This is a genomic window from Mycobacterium sp. NGS48, assembly GCF_059812585.1.
The window spans coordinates 228,592-251,015 of the sequence record NZ_JCALCY010000006.1; the positions used below are offsets into that span (position 1 = coordinate 228,592).

General features: G+C 64.8%; 2 protein-coding genes. Both read right to left on the reverse strand.

Translation table 11 applies throughout. The features are described from left to right. Positions 1–21,963, reverse strand: a complete 21,963-nt coding sequence (locus AC5Y42_RS14010; protein WP_499899040.1) for a non-ribosomal peptide synthase/polyketide synthase — start codon at positions 21,961–21,963, stop codon at positions 1–3. Next, positions 21,960–22,187 (reverse strand): MbtH family protein, encoded by a 228-nt coding sequence (locus AC5Y42_RS14015; protein ID WP_499898908.1) that lies wholly within the window; start codon positions 22,185–22,187, stop codon positions 21,960–21,962. Before AC5Y42_RS14015 ends, AC5Y42_RS14010 begins: the two co-directional genes overlap by 4 nt. Between the last annotated feature and the right edge of the window lie 237 nt (positions 22,188–22,424).

Sequence of the window (22,424 nt, forward strand, 5' to 3'; positions counted from 1 at the left end):
CTATTCGGACGCCGGGCTGAGGTCGGGGACTTCTTGGCTCAGGCTTCGGACCGACGGCGCCTCGAATAACGTGACGACGCTGAGGTGGGTGTCGAAGGTCGCGTTGATAGCGGCGATTGCGTGCATCGCCGACAGCGAGTCTCCGCCCAGGTCGAAAAACGACTCGTCGACTCCGACCTGGTCTATCTCTAGTACTTGGGCGTAGATGTCGGCCAGGATCTGCTCGACCAGGCTGTCCGGGGCGCGGTGATGACCGTTGCCGGGGTGTGGGGGTGTCGATGCCGGGTGGGGCGGGCGGTCGCGGTGCTTGAGCAGATCGGTGAGGGGCGGCAGGGGTTGGGTGGGGTTGGTGGTCATGGCCACCAGCACCTGCTGGAAGTGTTGGGTGAGGGTGTCGATGTCGGTGGGGTCGAACACGTCGGTGCGGAATTGAACGCGCAGGTGCAGTTCGCGGCCGGGCACGGCTTGGATGGTCAGCGGGTAGTGGTAGTAGTCGCGGAACTCAGTGATGGCCAGTTGATGTTTGCCTGACAAGGCATGGGCGTCGATCGGGTAGTTCTCGTAGACGAAAACGGTGTCGAACAACTGCTGGTGGCCGGTAATGCGGTGGATGTCGCTGAGCCCGAGGTGCTGGTGGTCCAGGGTGTGGTTGTGGGCGGTTTGAAGTTGGTTGAGCAACTCTGCGGTGGTGGTGTGCGCTGTGATGCTCGCGCGTACCGGCACGGTGTTGATCAAGAGTCCCACCATCGCCTCGGCGCCGCTCAGCTCGGCCGGACGCCCGGAGACCACCGCCCCAAAGGCCACATCACGCTGGCCGGTCAACCCCATCAACAGCTGGGCCCAGGCGGCCTGCAACACGGTGTTGACGGTGGTCTGCTGGGAGCGGGCCAACTCGCCCACTGCGCGGGTGAGCTGCTTGGACAGCTGCACCGAGGTCGTGCTGCGCGGCCCAGCCGTCCACCGCTGCGCCGCGCCGACCAGGGTGGGGGCCTCAAACCCGGCCAGCACTTCACCCCAGGCCAGCGCGGCGGCCTCGCGGTCGCGCTCGGCCAGCCAGGTGATAAACCGGCGATAGGGCGGTGACGCGGGGAGCCGCGCGTCGTTGTAGCCGGCGAAGATCTCACCTAGCAGGATCGGCAGCGACCAGCCATCAAAGACGATGTGGTGGTTGGTCAGCACCAACCGGTGCCGGTCTTTGCCGGCGCGGATCAACACCACCCGAAAGCCCGGCGCCTCGGCCAGGTCAAAGACCGCCGCGCGCTCACCGGCACACACCTGCTGAATCTGCTCCTCGACACCGGCGCCGTCCAGCTCGATATAGCGCCACGGTGCTACCGGGTCGGCGGGGATGATCTGCACCGGCTCACCCGATCCGGCTCGGAATCGTGCCACCAGGTTGGGATGGCGAGTCACCACAGTCTGCAGCGCGCTACGCAACCGGCCGGCATCCAACGGCCCGGTGACGCCGACGTCCATCTGCACCGCATACACATCATCGCCGCTGGCCTGGGCAAGGCTGGCGTGGTAAAGCAGCCCCTGTTGCAGCGGGGTCAACGGCAACACATCCGCGATGCGGTGCTGCGCTTGCAGTTCATTGAGCTGCTGCTGGCTAAGCTTCGCCGGGGCAATGTCTGAGGGGGTCAACCCGCCCCCGCCCCCGCGCACATGGGCGCAGATGCCGGCCAAGGCTTCAAACCACAATCGGCCCAGCCGGCTGACTTGCGCCTGATCCAACACCGAGGGCGCCCAGGTCCAGTTGGCGTGCAGCTGCGGGCCGGTGTCGGTGTCGACGGTGGCCGCGTTGAGCTCCACACTGTGGGCCAACGTCATGGGGATCGCCGCGGCCGTCGCCGTCAATGCCACCCCCTGTTGGTTGACCCGCCACACATCGCCTGAGGCATAGGCCGACGGGGCGCCCAACCGCCCCAAATAGTTGAACCCGATCAGCGGATCCGACCCGGCCAGATCCACCTCGGTGTTCAGATAGCGCAACAACCCATATGACAAGCCATCCGGGAGGGCGCGTAGTTGTTCTTTGGCGTCTTTGACCGCCGCCCCCAACGCGGCCTCACCGGCAAGCACCTGCCCCCAGTCCAATCCGCCAACGCGCATCGCCACCGGGTACTTGGTGGTAAACCAACCCACCGTGCGCGACAGGTCAACCTCCTCGGCCAGCTCCTCATAGCGGCCATGACCCTCGACGTCGATACCGACCGGCGCATCAGGGTTGCCAAAAAACTCCGCCGCCGCCAACCCGAAGGCGATCAACAACACCTCGTGCACCCCGGTGTGAAACGCTGCGGGCACCTCACCGAGCAGCATCGAGGTGATCTCGGTGTCCAACTCCATCGTCACGTGCCCGGCACTGGCAAACGTATCGACGACCGGCTGCACCGCCTGCAACATCGCCGGCGTGGCGGCCACCCGTTTCCAGGCATCCGCCTGGTCGACCACCTCCGGGTGATAGGCGTGCTCAGCCAGCAGTGCCGACCACCGGGCAAACGACGTCTCACCGGCGGGCAACACCACCGGCTGTCCGCTGCGATGCTGGGCCCAGGCGATGTTGAGGTCTTCCAGCAGGATCCGCCACGACACCCCATCAACGGCCAAATGGTGAACGATCACCACCAACTGACCCGTACTCGCAGCCCACACCGCGCTCAACATCACCCCGGCGGCCGGGTCCAATCGCGACCGCGCCGCCGCTACCGCCTCATCAGAGAGCGCGTCCGCGGTGTGCAGGCATCCGCGCGCATCCACCGACCCCGCCTCGGGCACCATCAACGACCACCCACCAGCACCATCGTCGTCGACCCGGGCCCGCAACATGGCGTGCCGATCCAGTAACGCCTGCAGCACCACCACTACATCGGCCTCGGTGACTCCTGCCGGTGCCTGCAGCGGGACCGTCTGGTTGAACTGCTCAACCAGGCCCTCCAGGCTCTGGAGCCACCGCATGATCGGGGTGGCCACCACTGGCCCTACCCCTTCATCAACCGAGCCGCCCGATGACCCGCCGACCGTTCGGGCGACCCGGGCCAGCCGGGCCACGGTCTGCTCGACGAAAACATCTCGCGGCCGACACACCAGCCCGGCGAAGCGGGCCCGCGCCACCACCTGGATCGACAAAATGCTGTCGCCGCCCAACTCGAAGAACGAGTCATCGACCCCCACCCGCTCCACACCGAGCACCTCGGCAAAAATGCCGGCCAGCGTCTCCTCGACCGGATCGGCCGGGGCACGGTACTGATCAACATGCTGATACTCCGGTGCCGGTAGCGCTCGGGTATCGAGCTTGCCGTTAACCGTGAGCGGTAGCGCCTCGAGCACCACCACCGCCGCGGGCACCATATAAGCCGGCAACCGCTCAGCCAACTTCGTGCGCGTGGCGCCCGGATCGGCGGTGCCGGTGACATAACCGACCAGCCGCTTGTCGCCGGGGTGGTCCTCGCGGGCGATCACCACGGCCTGCTTGACTCCATCGCACCGGGCCAATGCGGCTTGGATCTCTCCCAACTCGATGCGATACCCGCGGATCTTGACCTGCTCATCAGCACGTCCCAGATACTCCAACTGCCCATCAGGGCCCCAACGAACCAGATCCCCGGTGCGATACATTCGCGCCCCGGGTCCGCCGAAGGGACAGGCCACAAACCGCGACGACGTCAACGCTGACCGGCGCACATACCCATAGGCCAGCCCGGTACCGGCCACATACAACTCCCCCACCACCCCGGCGGGCACCGGACGCAACCACCCGTCGAGAACGAAAAAGCCCAAATGTGCCAACGGCACCCCGATCGGGCTGACGCTGCGATCAACATCAGCCTCGACGATCTCGCGGAACGACGCGTGCACCGTGGTCTCGGTGATGCCATACATATTGACCAACCGCGGCGAACCCCGGTGATGATCCAGCCAACCGCCCAAACGCGAAGGATCCAGTGCCTCACCACCGAAGACGACCGTCTCGAGGGTGAGTTGAGATCCGACCTCCGGCGCCAGAGAGTCAGCGGTCTGCAGCGCATAAAACGCTGCCGGCGTCTGACTCAACACACTGACCTGCTCAGCGGCCAGCAACGCGTGCAGCTCTTCGGGCGAACGCACCACCGAGTCGGGCACCACGACCAGGCGCCCCCCATGCAGCAGCGCGCCGAAGATTTCCCAGACCGAGAAGTCGAACGCCAACGAGTGACACTGCGTCCAGACTTGCCCTGCCGACAACTCCAGGTCAGCATCCAACGTTTCCAGCAGCCCGATCACGTTGCGATGAGCAACCGCCACGCCTTTGGGCATTCCGGTGGTACCCGAGGTGTAAATCAAATACGCGATGTCGTCAGGCCTCGGCGTGGGCAGTGCAACGCTCGGTTGGCTGTCCACAGCAGGGTCGTGGATGTCGACGACCGCAACGTGATGGTCACCAAGTCGTCTGGCCAGCCCGGCGGTGGTGAGTGCGGCGATCGGCGCGGCATCGGCCACCATGAAGCCGATCCTGGCATCGGGATGGCCGGGGTCGATCGCCAGATACGCCGCCCCCGTTTTGAGCACCGCCAACAGCGCCACAATCGCCTCGGCGGATCGCTCCACCAGCAGCGCCACACACTGCCCTGCACCGGCTCCGCGCTCAACTAACAAGTGCGCCAACCGATTCGACGCTTCATCGAGCTCCCGGTAGCTCATCGCGCAACCGTCAAAGCTGACCGCCACCGCCTCGGGAGCACGCGCCACCTGCGCGGCGAACAGCGCAGGAATCGACTGCCCAGCAGGGGCCGGCAAGCTCAGTACCGCCCGGTTGCCGATCTCATCGAGGCGGACATGTTCACCCGCATCGAGCACATCGACCGACGACACCTGCCGAGCCGGGTCGGCGGTCACCGCCATCAGCACCCGCTCCAACCGTTCAATCAGTATCTCGATGCTGGCGGCGTCGAACACATCGGTGCGAAATTCCACCGTGCCACCGATCCCGGCAAGCTCCCCGTCCTCGGTGAAACGTTCCGCCAATGAGAACGTCAAATCCATTCGGGCGGTGTGGGTGTCCACCGGCAGCGGGGTCAGCTCCAAATCACCCAAACCCAGCCCGGTAACCGGATCTCCGGCGAAGTTCTGCCAGGCCAGCGCGACTTGGACGAGCGGGTGATACGTCAACGACCGGGTCGGGTTGAGCCGGTCTACCAGTACCTCAAAGGGCACGTCCTGGTGCTCGTAGGCGGCGAGGCTGCGCGAGCGCACCTGCGCCAACAACTCTGCCACGGTGGGATCACCGGCCACATCGACCCGCAGCACCAACGTGTTGACGAAAAAGCCGACCAACTCATCCAGGACGGGGTCACGTCGTCCGGCGATCGGGAACCCCACCGCCACATCCGAATTGGCGCTGATCTTGGCCAGCAGCACGGCCAGGGCGGCCTGCATCACCATGAAACTGGTCGCGTTATGCTCAGCGGCCAGCGCGCGCACCCGCTGCTGCAACTCCATCGGCCACTCCACCGCTACAGTGGCCCCGCGCTGATCAGCCACCGGCGGGTAGGGCCGATCAGTGGGCAACGCCAGGCGCTCGGGCATTCCGGCCAATGCGTCCTCCCAGTAGGCCAACTGGGAGGAAATCAAGCTCTCGCTGTCATCCAGCGCACCGAATTGCGCGCGCTGCCACAGCGTGTAGTCCACGTATTGCACCGCCAACGGCGCCCACTGCGGAGCCCCACCGGCACACCGACTGGCATACGCCACACCCAGATCAGCCACCAACGGTCTCATCGACATACCGTCGGCAGCGATATGGTGCACCACCGCTACCAGCACATGCTCGTCCTCGGCAACACGGAAAAGCCGTACCCGCAAGGGAAGGTCGCTCGCTAGATCGAACGGCCGGCCCGCCGTTTCCTCGATGGCCTCACCTAGCCGGTTTGCCGGCCAACCGCTGGCATCAACGGTGTCCCAACCCAATTCAGCGCGCTCAATCGGGACAACCACCTGTTGCGGGACACCGTCAGCAGCGGCGAACACCGTGCGCAAGCTTTCATGGCGAACCACCACATCGCCCAGCGCTGCACCTAACGCCGCGGTATCCAGGCGCCCGCCCAGCCGCAACGCCACCGCCAAGTTGTAAACCGGTGAGGGACCCTGCAATTGGTCGATAAACCACAACCGGTTCTGGGCAAACGACAACGGCACCACCGCCGGCCGATCGCCGGCCACCAACGGCGCCAAGCCAGGTCCGCCAGCAGACAGTCGCGGCGCCAACTGCGCAACCGTGGGCGCCTCGAACAACACCCGCACCGCCACACCGGCATCCAAAACGGTATTGATCGCAGCGACCACTCGCATCGCCGAGAGCGAATCCCCACCCAGATCGAAGAACGAGTCATCGACCCCGACCCGTTCGATCCCCAGCACCTGGGCGTAGATACCGGTCAACACTTCCTCGACCGGGTTGCCCGGAGCGCGATAGCGGTCAACACTTTGGTACTCGGGGGCAGGCAGGGCGTGGGTATCCAATTTGCCGTTGGGGGTGAGCGGCAGCGCTTCGAGCACCACCACCGCGGCCGGCACCATAAATGCCGGCAACCGCTCGGCTAGCTTCGAACGGGCGGAGGCCGCATCCACGGTCCCGGTGACATAACCGACCAGGCGCTTGTCGCCGGGGCGGTCCTCACGGGCCATCACCACCGCCTGCTCAACCCCGGCGAGCACGGCCAGCGCGGCCTGAATCTCCCCCAGCTCGATGCGATAGCCGCGGATCTTGACCTGCTCATCGGCACGGCCCAGATACCGCAACTGACCATCGGCGCCCCACCGCACCAAATCCCCGGTGCGATACATCCGCCGTCCACGCGATCCCGCATCCCCGAAGGGACACGCCACAAACCGTGATCCGGTCAGCCCCGAGCGATGCCGATACCCGTAGGCCAAGCCGCCGCCGGCCACATACAACTCACCGACCACCCCAACCGGCACCGGGTGCAGCCAGCCATCGAGCACAAACAACGCTGCGCCGGGTACCGGCGCACCGATCGGCACCCCCCACCCTGGCGCCAACGGCGCACTGATTGCCACACACATCGTGGTCTCCGTGGGCCCGTAGGCATTGAGCATCACCCGCCCAGGCGCCCACCGATCCACCACCTCGGCCGGACATGCCTCACCGACCACCACCAACGCCGCCGACTCCAACCCCTGCGGCGACAACACCGCCACCGCCGACGGCGTCTGAGTCAGCACATCGACGCGTTCACGAACCAGCAAGGTGTGCAAGTCTTCTGGCGAGCGAGTCACCCACTCCGGCGCCACCACTAACCGTCCGCCGCGCAACAGCGCACCAAAGATCTCCCACACCGAAACGTCGAAGGCCAACGTATGAGTCTGTGACCACACCCCGGCGCGGGGCAGACCACCATCCAACGACGCCAGCAGCTCGGTCACGCTGCGATGCGCAACCGCCACCCCTTTGGGCAACCCCGTGGTGCCCGAGGTGTAAATCAAATAGGCGATGTCGTCAGGCCCAGGTGCCGGCAAACCCGTGCTGGGCTGGCTGTCCACAGCAGGATCGTCGACGTCGATGACCGCCACCTCATGCTCGTCGAGCCGCCCGGCCAAATCCGCGGTCGTGATTGCCGCGATCGGGGCGGCGTCGGCCACCATGAACTCGATCCGGGTATCGGGATGGCCCGGGTCGATCGCCAGATACGTCGCCTGCGTTTTGAGGACCGCCAGCATCGCCACGACCGCTTCGGCGGATCGCTCCATCAGCAGCGCCACACACTGCCCCGCACCGGCCCCATGATCAATCAGCAAGTGCGCCAACCGGTTCGCTGCCGCATCCAACTCCCGATACGTCATCGAAGAGCCATCGCAGCTCAGCGCCACCGCCTCCGGTGCGCGCTCAACCTGCGCCGCGAACAACGCTGGGATCGACACCGCAGCAGGCGCCGGCAGACTCAACAACGCCCGGTTACCGATCTCATCGAGGCGGGCATGCTCACTGGCGTCAACCACATCCATCGACGACACTCGCCGAGCCGGGTCAGCGGTCATCGCCACCACTACCCGCTCCAACCGCTCGATCAGCGTTTCGATGCTGCCCGCGTCGAAGACATCGGTGCGAAACTCCACCGCACCACCGATTCCGGCAAGCTCACCATCCTCGGTGAACCGCTCGGCCAACGAAAATGACAGATCCATCCGTGCGGTGTGAGTGTCCACCGACAGCGGGGTCGCCTCCACATCACCCAAACTCAGCGTCGCGGGCTGGTTGTTCTGCCAGGCCAACAACACCTGCACCAGCGGGTGATGGGCCCGGCTTCGGGTCGGGTTGAGCCGCTCCACCAACACCTCGAAAGGCACATCCTGATGCTCGTAGGCGGCCAGGCTGCGCGCGCGCACCTGCGCCAACACCTCCGCGACCGTGGGGTCGCCCGCTACATCGACCCGCAACACCAACGTGTTGACGAAGAAACCGACCAACTCATCCAGGGCCGGGTCCCGGCGCCCAGCGATCGGGAACCCCACCGCCACATCAGAGCTGGCGCTCAACTTAGCCAACAACACCGCCAACGCGGTCTGCAGCACCATGAAACTGGTCGCATTATGCTCATGAGCCAGCGCGCGTACCCGCTGCTGCAACTCGACCGGCCACTGCACGGCCACACTGGCCCCACGCTGATCAGCCACCAACGGATAAGGCCGATCAGTGGGAAGCTCCAGACGCTCGGGCATCCCGGCCAAAGCGCTTTCCCAGTAGGTCAATTGGGAGGCGATCAGGCTCTCGCTGTCATCGAGCTCACCGAATTGCACGCGCTGCCACAGCGTGTAGTCGACATACTGCACCGCCAACGGCGCCCAGCCCGGAGCCCCCCCGGCACAGCGGGCGGCATACGCCACCCCCAGATCAGCCACCAACGGAGCCATCGACACCCCGTCGGCCGCGATATGATGCACCACCGCCACCAGCACATGCTCACCCTCGGCAACGCGGAAAAGCCGCGCCCGCAACGGGATCTCAGTCGCCAAATCAAAACAGTGACTGGTCGTCTCCTCAACGGCCTCCTGCAGGCGGCTTACCGACCAACCGGTGGCATCAACGACGTCCCAACCCACCTCAGCGCGCTCCACCGGAAGCACCACTTGCTGCGGAACACCATCAGCAGCGGCGAACACCGTCCGCAGGCTTTCATGGCGGGCCACCACATCGGCCAGCGCTGCACCCAGCGCCTCCTCATCCAGACGCCCGTCCAGCCGCAAGGCCACCGCCATGTTGTAGACCGGCGACGGCCCCTGCAACTGATCCAAGAACCACAACCGGTTCTGGGCAAACGACAACGGCACTACCGCCGGCCGCTCGACCGCTACCAACGGCGCCAACACATCTCCACCAGCTGCCAGCCGCGGCGCCAACTGCGCAACCGTGGGCGCCTCGAACAAAACCCGCACGGCGACACCGGCATCCAAAGATTTGTTGACCGCCGCGATCACCCGCATGGCCGATAACGAATCCCCACCCAGATCGAAGAACGAGTCATCGACCCCGACTCGCTCCACACCCAGCACCTCGGCGTAGATGCCAGCCAGGATCTCCTCGGTGGGGCTGGCGGGCGCGCGGTAACGATCAACGTGCTGATACTCCGGTGCCGGCAGGGCCCGGGTATCGAGTTTGCCGTTGACTGTCAGCGGCAGCGCATCAACTACCACCACCGTCGCGGGCACCATGTAGGACGGCAACCGCTCAGCTAGCTTGACGCGCGCGGTGGCCGGATCGACAGTGCCGGTGACATAACCGACCAGACGTTTGTCGCCGGGGTGGTCCTCACGGGCAATCACGGCCGCCTGCTCGACCCCCGCCAAACCGCCCAGCGCGGCTTGAATCTCACCGAGCTCGATGCGATACCCGCGGATCTTGACCTGCTCATCAGCCCGGCCCAGATACTCCAGCTGTCCATCCGAACTCCAGCGCACCAGATCCCCGGTGCGATACATGCGTGTTCCCGGCGCCCCGAACGGACAGGCCACAAACCGCGACGACGTCAACGCCGACCGGCGCACATGCCCATACGCCAGGCCGGCGCCGGCCACATACAACTCGCCGACCACACCCGCCGGCACCGAACGCAACCAGCCGTCGAGAACAAAAAAGCCCAAATGCGCCAACGGCACCCCGATCGGGCTGGCGCTGCTATCGACGTCACTACCGACGATCTCGCGGAACGAGGCATGCACCGTCGTCTCGGTGATGCCATACATATTGACCAACCGCGGCAACCCCGGATGACGATCCAGCCAACTGCCAAGACGCTGCGGTTCCAGCGCTTCCCCGCCGAACACCACCGTCTCCAACTTGAGCTGAGATCCCAACTCAGGGGCCAGCGCATCAGCGGTCTGCAGCGCATAAAAGGCCGAGGGGGTCTGACTCAACACGCTGACCTGTTCGGTGGCCAACAACGCATGCAGATCTTGGGGCGAACGCACCACCGCATCGGGCACCACTACCAGTCGCCCACCCCGCAACAACGCACCCCAGATCTCCCACACCGAGAAGTCGAAGGCCAACGAATGGCACTGCGACCACACCTGTCCCGCCGACAGCTCCAGGTCAGCATCCAAAGTGTCCAGCAGCCCGACCACGTTGCGGTGCGGGATCGCCACTCCCTTGGGCATCCCGGTGGTGCCCGACGTGTAGATCAGATACGCGACGTCGTCAGGCCGTGGCGCCGCTAGCGCAGTGCGCGGTTGGCTGTCGACAGTGGGATCGTCGATATCGATGACCGTCACCTGATGGCCATCCAGCCGACCGGCCAGCCCGGCGGTGGTGAGCGCCGCGACCGGCGCGGCATCGGCCACCATGAACTCGATGCGTGCATCGGGATGACCGGGGTCGATCGCCAAATACGCCGCGCCGGTTTTGAGCACCGCCAGCATCGCCACGACCGCTTCGGCCGATCGCTGCACCAGCAGCGCAACACACTGACCCGGGGCGGCACCGTGGCTAATCAGCAAGTGCGACAACCGGTTCGCAGTCTCATCGAGCTCACGGTAGGTCGTCGAGCGGCCATCAAAGCTGATCGCCACCGCCTCCGGAGCACGCGCTACTTGTGCGGCGAACACCGTCGGAATCGACCCGAAGGCCGCCTCCGGTTGGGTCAAGACCGCCCGATTGCCAACCACATCCAGTCGGACATGCTCACCGGCGTCGACAACATCGACCGACGACAGCCGCCGAGTTGGGTCAGTTGTCACGGCTACCAACACTCGCCGCAACCGCTCGATCAGCGTTTCGATGCTGACCGCGTCGAACACGTCGGTGCGGAATTCCACGGCCCCGCCGATCCCGGCGGGCGCACCATTGTCAGCCCAGCGTTCCGCGAGCGAGAACGTCAAATCCGTCCGGGCAGTGCGGGTCTCTACCGGTACCGGCGTGACCTGTAAATCGCCTAAACCCGAACCTGCGACGGGATCCGCCGCGAAGTTCTGCCAGGCCAACAACACCTGCACCAGCGGGTGATGGGCGCGGCTTCGGGTCGGGTTGAGCCGCTCAACCAGTACCTCGAAGGGCACGTCCTGGTGCTCGTAGGCGGCCAGGCTGCGCGCGCGCACCTGCGCCAACACCTCAGACACGGTGGGATCACCAGCTAAGTCGACCCGCAACACCAACGTGTTGACAAAAAAGCCCACCAACTCATCCAGGACCGGGTCACGCCGCCCTGCGATCGGGAAGCCCACCGCCACATCAGAATTAGCGCCTAACTTGGCCAACAACACCGCCAACGCAGCCTGGACCACCATGAAACTCGTCGCATTATGCTCACGCGCCACCCGAGCAATCTGCTGCTGCAACTCGACCGGCCAGTCCACCGCCACGCTGGCCCCACGGAAATCAGCCACCAATGGATAGGGCCGATCAGTGGGAAGCTCCAGACGCTCCGGCATCCCGGCCAAAGCGCTTTCCCAATAGGCCAATTGGGAGGCGATCAGGCTCTCGCTGTCGTCCAACTCACCGAATTGCGCGCGCTGCCACAATGTGTAATCGACATACTGCACCGCCAACGGCGCCCACCCAGGAGCCTCGCCGGAACACCGGGCGGCATAGGCCGCACCCAGATCAGCCACCAACGGGGTGATCGACCAACCGTCGGCAGCGATATGGTGCACCACCGCCACCAGCACATGCTCATCCTCGGCAACGGTGAAAAGCCTTGCCCGCAAGGGGATCTCGCTCGCCAAATCAAAACAGTGGCTGGTCGTTTCCTCAACGGCTTCCTGCAGCCGACTTACCGACCAACCGGTGGCATCAACGACGTCCCAACCCACCTCAGCGCGCTCGACCGGAAGCACCACCTGCTGCGGAACACCATCCGCCGCGACGAACACCGTGCGCAAGCTCTCATGCCGGGCCACCACATCGCCCAGTGCTGCACCCAATGCCTCGGCATGCAAACGTCCGCCCAGCCGCAATGCCACCGCCATGTTGTAGACCGGTGAGGGACCCTGCAACTGATCGATGAACCACAACCGGTTCTGAGCAAACGACAACGGCACCACCGCCGGCCGCTCGCCAGCCACCAACGGCGCCAACACATCTCCGCCGGCACCCAGCCGTGGCGCCAACTGCGCAACCGTGGGCGCCTCGAACAACGCCCTTACCGCCACACCGGCATCCAAGGATTTGTTGACCGCAGCGATTACCCGCATCGCCGAAATGCTGTCGCCGCCCAAATCGAAGAACGAGTCGTCGACTCCGACCCGCGCGACCCCCAGGACTTGGGCGTAGATGCCAGCCAGGATTTCCTCAACGGCGTTGGCCGGGGCGCGGTACTCAGCAGCGGTGTACTCCGGCGCGGGCAGCGCGCGAATATCCAGTTTGCCGTTGACTGTTCGCGGCAGCGCCTCGAGCACCACCACCGCCGCGGGAACCATAAACGCCGGCAACCGCTCAGCCAAGGCAGCGCGCGCGGCAGCTGGCTCGGCGGTCCCCGTCACATAGCCGACCAGACGCTTATCACCGGGGCGCTCCTCGCGAGTAACCACCGCTGCCTGCTCCACACCGTCGAGTGCGGCAAGCGCTGCTTGAATCTCACCCAACTCGATGCGATAGCCGCGGATTTTGACCTGCTCATCAGCACGACCCAGATAACGCAGTTGCCCGTCGGGGCCCCAGCGCACCAGGTCTCCGGTGCGATACATCCGTGCACCAGAACCTCCGAACGGACACGCCACAAATCGCGACCCGGTCAAACCGGCCCGGTGCCGATATCCATATGCCAATCCGGCTCCGGCCACATACAACTCACCCACCACCCCGGCCGGCACCGGGCGCAACCATCCATCGAGCACAAACAATGCCGCCCCAGGCACCGGTGCACCGATCGGCACCACCCCCGACCCCGGTTTCAACGGCGCACTGATCGTCACAATCATCGTGGTCTCGGTGGGGCCGTAAGCGTTGACCATCACCCGTCCGGGCGCCCACCGATCCACCACCTCGGCCGGACAAGCCTCCCCGGCTACCCATAACGTCGCGGACTCCAGACCCTGCGGCGATAACGCCGCCACCGCCGACGGCGTCTGCCCAAGGATGTTGACGTGCTCGGCAACCAGTAAGCCGTGGAAGTCATCCGGCGAGCGCGCCACCGAATCGGGTACCACCACCAGCCGCCCACCACGCAGCAGGCAGCCGAAGATCTCCCACACCGAGGAGTCGAAGGCCAAGGTATGCGTCTGCGACCACACGCCCGCGCGCGGCAAGCCGGCATCCGGCGACGCCAACAGTTGGGTCACGTTGCGGTGAGTCACCACCACGCCTTTGGGCACTCCGGTAGTACCCGAGGTGTAAATCAGATACGCGATATCGTCAGGGTCGGGCACCGGCAGTGCAGTGCTGGGTTGGCTGCGCAGGGCGGGGTCGTCGACATCGATGATCACCAGGTCGTGCCCGTCGAACCGCTCAGCCAGATCAGCGGTGGTGATCGCGGCGATCGGCGCGGCATCAGCCACCATGAACCCGATCCGCGCGTCGGGATGGCTTGGGTCGATCGGCAGATACGCCACCCCTGCCTTGAGCGCCGCCAGCATCGCGACGACCGCCTCAGCGGAACGCTCCAATAGCAACGCCACGCACTGCTCTGGACCGGCACCCCGCTCAACCAGCGTGTGCGCCAACCGATTAGCTGCCTCATCCAACTCTCGATAGGTCATCGAAGAGCCGTCGAAACGCAGTGCCACCGCCTCTGGGGCACGGGCCACCTGCGCGGCGAACGCCACCGGAATCGACCCCAACACCGTTTCCGGCTGGGTCAACGCTGCGTGATTACCCATCACATTCAGCTGGGCGTAGTCAGTCGCATCGAGCAGATCCATCGACGAAAGCTGCCTACTCGGGTCCGCGGTCATCGCCGTCAACACCCGCTCCAACCGCTGAATCAAGACCTCGATGCTGGCCGCGTCGAACACATCGGTGCGAAACTCCACCGCGCCGCCGATCCCGTCCGGCTCGCCGGACTCAGTCCAGCGTTCAGTCAACGAGAACGTCAAATCCATTCGCGCGGTGTGGGTGTCCACCGACAGCGGGGTGGCCTGCAGATCACCCAAACTCAACGTGGCGGGCTGATTGTTCTGCCAGGCCAACGCCACCTGCACCAGCGGGTGACGGGTCAGCGACCGGGTCGGGTTGAGCCGCTCAACCAGTACCTCGAAGGGCACGTCCTGGTGCTCGTAGGCGGCCAGGCTGCGCGCGCGCACCTGCTCCAGCAACTCCCTCACAGTGGGATCACCGGCCACATCGACCCGCAGCACCAAGGTGTTGACGAAAGACCCCACCAATTCATCGAGCGCAGGGTCGCGGCGTCCGGCGATCGGGAAACCCACCGCCACATCAGAACTGGCGCTCAACTTCGCCAGCAACACCGCCAGTGCGGCTTGCAGCACCATGAAACTGGTCGCATTGTGCTCACGAGCCACCTGGGCAACCTGCTGCTGCAGCTCGGCCGGCCACTCCACCTCCACGCTGGCCCCGCGGTAATCCGCCACGGCCGGGTAAGGCCGATCGGTGGGAAGCTCCAGGCGCTCCGGCATCCCGGCCAGGGCCTCTTCCCAATAGGACAACTGGGAGGCGATCGGACTATCGCTGTCATCGAGTTCACCGAGTTGCGCGCGCTGCCATAGTGTGTAATCCACATACTGCACCGCTAGCGGCGCCCAGCCAGGAGTCTGCCCGACACACCGACTGGCATAAGCCATACCCAGGTCAGTCACCAGCGGAGCGATCGACCAACCGTCGGCAGCGATATGGTGCACCACCCCCACCAGCACGTGCTCATCCTCGCCGAGGGTGAAAAGCCGTGCCCGCAAAGGGATCTCAGTCGACAAATCAAAGCAATGGCGGGCGGTCTCCTCGATAGCGTCCTGCAGCCGGCTAGTCGGCCACCTGCTGGCATCAACAACGTCCCAGCCGAAGTCGGCTCGCTCCGGGGCTACCACCAGCTGTTGGGGGATGCCGTCCGGAGCGGTAAACAGCGTCCGCAGGCTTTCATGGCGGGCCACCACATCGGCCAGTGCTGCATCCAACGCCTCAGCATTCAGGCGCCCACCTAGCCGCAACGTCACCGCCATGTTGTAAACCGGCGAGGGCCCCTGCAACTGATCAACGAACCACAACCGGTTCTGGGCAAATGACAACGGCACCACCGCCGGCCGCTCGCCAGCGATCAACGGCGCCAACACATCCCCGCCAGCGGCCACCCGCGGCGCCAACTGCGCAACTGTGGGCGCTTCGAACAACTCCCGCACCGCCACACCGGCATCCAACGATTTGTTGACCGCAGCAATCACCCGCATCGCCGAAATGCTGTCGCCACCCAAGTCGAAGAACGAATCATCAGCCCCGACCCGCTCCAGACCTAACACCTGGGCGTAAATACCGGCCAGCACCTCCTCCACCGGACCGGCCGGGGCGCGATATTCACCACCGATGTACTCAGGTATCGGCAGGGCCCTCTTGTCGAGTTTGCCGTTGACCGTCAGCGGCAGCACCTCGAGCACCACCACCGCCGCGGGCACCATATAGGCCGGCAGCCGCTCAGCCAGTGTGCTCCGCATCTGGGCAGGATCAGCGGTCCCGGTGACATAACCCACCAGGCGTTTGTCGCCAGGATGGTCTTCGCGGGCGACCACCGCCGCCTGCTGCACGCCGGCGCAGGAGGCCAGCGCGGCCTGAATCTCGCCCAACTCGATGCGATAGCCGCGGATCTTGACCTGCTCATCGGAACGCCCCAGATACCGCAATTGCCCATCGGGGCCCCAACACACCAGATCGCCGGTGAGATACATCCGCGACCCGGGCGCCCCGAACGGACACGCCATAAACCGCGACGCCGTCAGACCCGACCGCCGCCAATAGCCATACGCCAACCCGAGTCCGGCCACATACAACTCACCCACTACGCCCGCCGGCACTGGATGCAACCACTTATCCAGCACAAACAACGCCGCTGCGGGCACCGGCGAGCCGATCGGCACCGCCCCCGACCCCGGTATCAGTGGCGCACTGATCGTCACGACCATCGTGGTCTCGGTGGGGCCGTAGGCGTTGACCATTACCCGCGCGCGCGCCCACCGATCCGCCACCTCGGTCGGGCAGGCCTCCCCGGCTACCAGCAACGCCGTCGACTCCAAACCCTCCGGCGACAATGCCGCCACCGCCGACGGCGTTTGGGTGAGCGTGGTGACCTGCTCAGCAACCAGCAAGTCATGCAAGGCATCTGGCGAGCGGGTCACCGAGTCGGGCACCACGACGAGGCGCCCCCCACGGAGCAGTGCACCCCAGGTCTCCCACACCGAGACGTCGAAGGACAACGAGTGACAGTGCGACCACGCCTCCGGGGGCAGCAGCTCGGTATCCAGCGTCGCCAGCAGCTGGGTCACGTTGCGGTGGGTCACTGCCACGCCCTTGGGCACGCCGGTGGTGCCCGACGTGTAGATCAGGTACGCAATGTCGTCAGCCGCAGGCGCCGGCAACGCAATACACGGACAGCTGTCGATGCGGGGATCAACGACATCGATGACCGGCACATCACATCCGCCTAGCCGGTCGGCCAGCCCGGTGGTGGTAATCGCGACGACCGGCGCAGCATCGGCCAGCATGAACTCGATACGCGCATCGGGATGGCCCGGGTCGATCGGCACGTACGTTGCCCCCGCTTTGAGCACCGCCAGGATCGCCACGACCGACTCAGCGGAACGCTCCACCAGCAACGCCACCCGCTGCCCGACACCCACACCATGGTCGACCAGCAAGTGCGCCAGCCGATTCGATGTTTCGTCGAGCTCGCGGTAGCTCATCGAGCGGCCGCCGCAGGTCAACGCCACGGCATCTGGGGCACGCGCCACCTGCCCGGCGAACAACACTGGAATCGACCCCGCCGGCCCCGCCGGCGGCAGGCTCAACACCGTCCGGTTAGCCCACCCGTCCAGTCGGGCGTGCTCAGCGGCATTCAGCACATCCACCGACGACACTCGTTGTGCGGCGTCGGCAGTCAGCGCCACCAACACCCGCTCCAAGCGCTGAATCAGGGTCTCGATGCTGGCCGCATCGAAGACATCGGTGCGAAACTCCACCGCCCCGCCGATCCCCGCAGGTGCACCGCTGTCAGTCCAGCGTTCAGCCAGTGAGAACGTCAAATCCATCCGGGCAGTGCGGGTCTCCACCGGCATCGGCGTGACCTGCAAATCACCCAAACCCAGCGCGGCAATGGGGTCGCCAGAGTGCCCGGCGAAGTTCTGCCATGCCAGCAACACCTGCACCAGGGGATGGTGGGCCCGGCTCCGGGTCGGATTGAGCCGCTCAACCAGAGCCTCGAAGGGCACGTCCTGGTGCTCATAGGCGGCCAGGCTGCGCGACCGTACCTGAGCCAACACTTCACCGAGGGTGGGATCCCCGGTCACATCGACCCGCAGCACCAAGGTGTTGACGAAAAAGCCGACCAACTCATCCAGGACCGGGTCACGCCGCCCGGCTATCGGGAAACCCACCGCCACATCAGAACTGGCGCTCAACTTGGCCAGCAGCACTGCCAGGGCAGCCTGCACCACCATAAAACTGGTCGCATTGTGCTCACGAGCCACCTGGGCAACCTGCTGCTGCAATTCGACCGGCCAGTCCACAGCCACACTGGCTCCGCGGTAATCGGCCACCAGAGGATAGGGCCGATCAGTGGGAAGCTCCAGGCGCTCGGGCATTCCGGCCAAAGCGCGCTCCCAGTAGGCCAACTGCGAGGCGATCGTGCTCTCGTTGTCGTCGAGCTCACCCAATTGCGCGCGCTGCCACAGCGTGTAGTCGACATACTGCACCGCCAACGGCGCCCAGCCAGGAGCCTCGCCGGCATAACGGCTGGCGTAAGCCACACCGAGATCAGCCACCAAGGGGGCCATCGACAAGCCGTCGGCAGCGATGTGGTGGGCTACCGCCACGAGCACATGCTCGTCCTCAGCAGCGCGGAAAAGCTGTGCCCGCAAGGGGATCTCGCTTGCCAAATCAAAACAGTGACTTGTCGTCTCCTCGATGGCCTCCTGAAGCCGGCTCGTCGGCCATGTGCTGGCATCGACGACCCGCCAACCCAAATCGGCGCGCTCCACCGGGACCACTACCTGTTGTGGAACACCATCAGCAGCGGCGAACAGCGTCCGCAAGCTTTCGTGACGGGCCACCACGTCGCTCAGTGCTGCACCCAACGCCTCAGCATCCAGGCGTCCGCCCAGCCGCAATACCACTGCCATGTTGTAAATTGGCGAGGGCCCCTGCAACTGATCGATGAACCATAACCGGTTCTGGGCAAATGACAACGGCACCATCGCCGGCCGCTCGCCAGCGATCAACGGCGCCAACGCATCCCCGCCGGCACCCAGCCGCGGCGCCAACTGGGCAACCGTGGGCGCTTCGAACAACTCCCGCACCGCCACACCGGCATCCAACGATTTGTTGACCGCAGCAATCACCCGCATCGCCGAAATGCTGTCGCCACCCAAGTCGAAAAACGAATCATCAGCCCCGACCCGCTCCAGACCTAACACCTGGGCGTAAATACCGGCCAGCACCTCCTCCACCGGACCGGCCGGGGCGCGATACTCACCAGCGGCGTATTCGGGTGTCGGCAGTGCCCGGGTGTCGAGTTTGCCGTTCGGGGTGAGCGGCAGCACCTCGAGCACCACCACCGCCGCGGGCACCATAAACGCCGGCAACCGCTCAGCCAATGCGCTACGTGTCTGAGAAGGATCAGCGGTCCCGGTGACATAACCGACCAGGCGCTTGTCGCCGGGGCGGTCCTCACGGGCAATCACCACCGCCTGCTCGACCCCAGCGCACCGAGTCAGCGCGGCCTGAATCTCACCGAGCTCGATGCGATAGCCGCGGATCTTGACCTGCTCATCGGCACGCCCCAGATAGTCCAGCTGCCCATCAGCACCCCAGCGCACCAAATCCCCGGTGCGATACATCCGCCGTCCAGCACTGCCGAACGGACAGGCCACAAAGCGCGACGACGTCAATCCCGACCGGTGCCGATACCCATAGGCCACTCCGCCACCGGCCACATACAACTCACCGACCACCCCGACCGGCACCGGACGCAACCACCCATCGAGCACAAACAACGCCGCCCCAGCCACCGGCGACCCGATCGGCACCCCCGCCCCGGGGGCCAACGGCGCACTGATCGCTACACACATCGTCGTCTCCGTGGGCCCGTAGGCATTGAGCATCACCCGCCCCGATGCCCAGCGCTCCACCACCTCAGCCGGACACGCCTCACCGACCACCACCAACGCCGCCGACTCCAACCCCTGCGGCGACAACGCCGCCACCGCCGACGGCGTCTGAGTCAACACATCAACCTGCTCGTCAACCAGCAAAGCGTGCAGGTCCTCAGGTGAGCGGGTCACCGAATCGGGTGCCACCACCACCCGGCCGCCCCGCATCAACCCACCAAAGATCTCCCACACCGAAACGTCAAAGGCCAACGTGTGACACTGCGACCACACGCCCGGGTCGGGCAGCCCCTGCAGCGACCCCAACAACTCCGTCACGCTGCGATGCGCAACCGCCACCCCCTTGGGCACCCCCGTAGTGCCCGAGGTGTAAATCAAATACGCGACATCATCAGGTCCAGGTGCCGGCAACGCCGCGCTGGACTGGCGCTCAATGCGCGAATCGTGGACATCCACGATCACCAGCTCATGCCCGGCAAGGCGCACCGCCAGATCCGCGGTGGTGATCGCGGCGATCGGCGCAGCATCCGCCACCATGAACTCAATCCGCGCATCGGGATGACCCGGATCGATCGCCACATACGCCGCCCCGGTCTTGAGCACCGCCAGCATCGCCACAATCGCCTCAGCAGAACGCTCCACCACAAGCGCCACACGCCGCCCCGGACCCGCGCCTTGCTCAATGAGCAAGTGCGCCAATCGGTTCGACGCCTCATCCAGCTCGAGGTAACTCATTGACTCACCGTCAAAGGTCAACGCCACGGCCGCGGGGGCACGCGCCACCTGGTCGGCGAACAACGCGGGAATCGACGCCCCAGCAGGAGCCGCCAGGCTCAATACCGCCCGGTTGCCGACCTCATCGAGCCGGACACGCTCGCCCGCATCCAGCAGGTCCATCGACGACAACCGCGTGCCAGGATCGGCGGCCATCGCTACAAACACTCGTTCCAACCGCGCGACTAAATCGCGCGTATCGCAGTTTGAAAACAATTCCCCAGCGCCGGGTGTGCTGAGGAAAAGCTGATCGTCGTCCCTAAAAAAGACCAGCCTGAACTGGTCCCCGAGTCCATCATGAGTCAGAGTCGCCGATACCGGAGAACCGGCAAGGTCTGCCATATGCGTGGTCGGAATGAAATTGACAGCTACCCGATTCGACGCCGGTCCGGTTTCGCGGAGACGCATTTTGTTTTCGATAGCATGCACTGGGTACCGCTGATGCTGTAGCGCTTCCCGGATTCGGGTATCGACATGTTCACAAAAATCAGCAACCGTACCATCCGGCAAAGGTTTGAACACCAGCGGAACCACCCCGGAAATCATTCCGGGCACCAGTTTTACCTCGGGACGCATTCGCCTGCTGACGGGAAAGTCGAACACCACGTCCGATCCCTCGGTGTCGCTCCCGCGTACCAGCAGTGCACACGCTGCGGTAATCACCGACGAGCGACGCATCCCCAATGTTTTTGACAGTTCGTCGATGCCGGCAACGGCGGAGGGGTCCAGTTGAATCGGTGCCGAAGACTCATCCCGATCGCGCCCGCCCACGTCGTGCATCGACCGAGTACGCACCTCGCCTTCTGCCGCAAGATTGGTCGTCCAAAAGTCCTGGTCATCGAGATATTCGCTGGATGCTTCGTATTCTGATTCGCAATCAATCAAATCATTCAGCGATCCGAAAAACCCCGGTGGAATCGGCTCGCCGGAAGCAAGTGCGTTATAGACCACTGCGATCCGGTGGCACACAAAGGCGAGGCCAATTCCATCTACCACAATGTGGTGGCAGCACACGAAAAAATAGAATTCGTCGACACGGGTTTGCAGCAACGCAAATTTGAATAGCGGGCCATCAAGCGGCATCAGCGTGCGTTGAATCGACGATGCTAACCGGTAGGCGTCCTGCGCAGGTTCTTGCGAGGCGGTGAGATCGTAGCGAGCGAGCTCAACGTCCGGATGATCGACCACCTTTTGGTAAATCTGATCGTCTACCTGGAAAAAAGTGGCTCTCAGTGGTTCGGCTTCACGCACCGCCTCGCGTATCGCCGACTCAAATAGATCAGGATCAATCGGCCCTGCGATGTGAATAAAAACGCCCAGTTGCCACTTGGCGTCTGCGCGCCCAGTTTGCTCGGCCAGCCATATATCCAGTTGGCCCCGCGTCAGCGGAAGCGACACCCCGTCATTAAGTGCCATCGAACTCCCCCGGGCCTCACGGTTTATTTCGCGGACGCGCGGTCTGCAGCCAGCCTGTCGCGCAGACTCTTCGGCCGAATATCAATCCAGTTCTGTTCGACGTAGTCCGAACACGCAGCACGGCCTGCTTCGTCGTAATCCACTCGCCCGCCGACCGCAACGTCGACGAAGGCTGGCCACAAGCTGTGTTGCTCCTCGTCGTCGACCAAGACGAAAAAGCTGGAGTCGTCATCGAACGAATTGACACTCACCGTTTCCTCATTACTAACAGTCTGACGCTGAAACCCGTTCCAAACCTAATGCAGGGAACAGGGGCCTGTCCGGGATTTGGACAATGTACATAGTGTGACCTAACCCGCACCTGGCGGGGTTCCGACGACGGGTCATTTTTGGTACTTGACCTGCAGCGATAGGTTGCGAACACCACCTCGATGCCGCTCCTCATCCGGCGAGCCGTTGAACGCCGCGAATCCCGCCATCCCTACGAG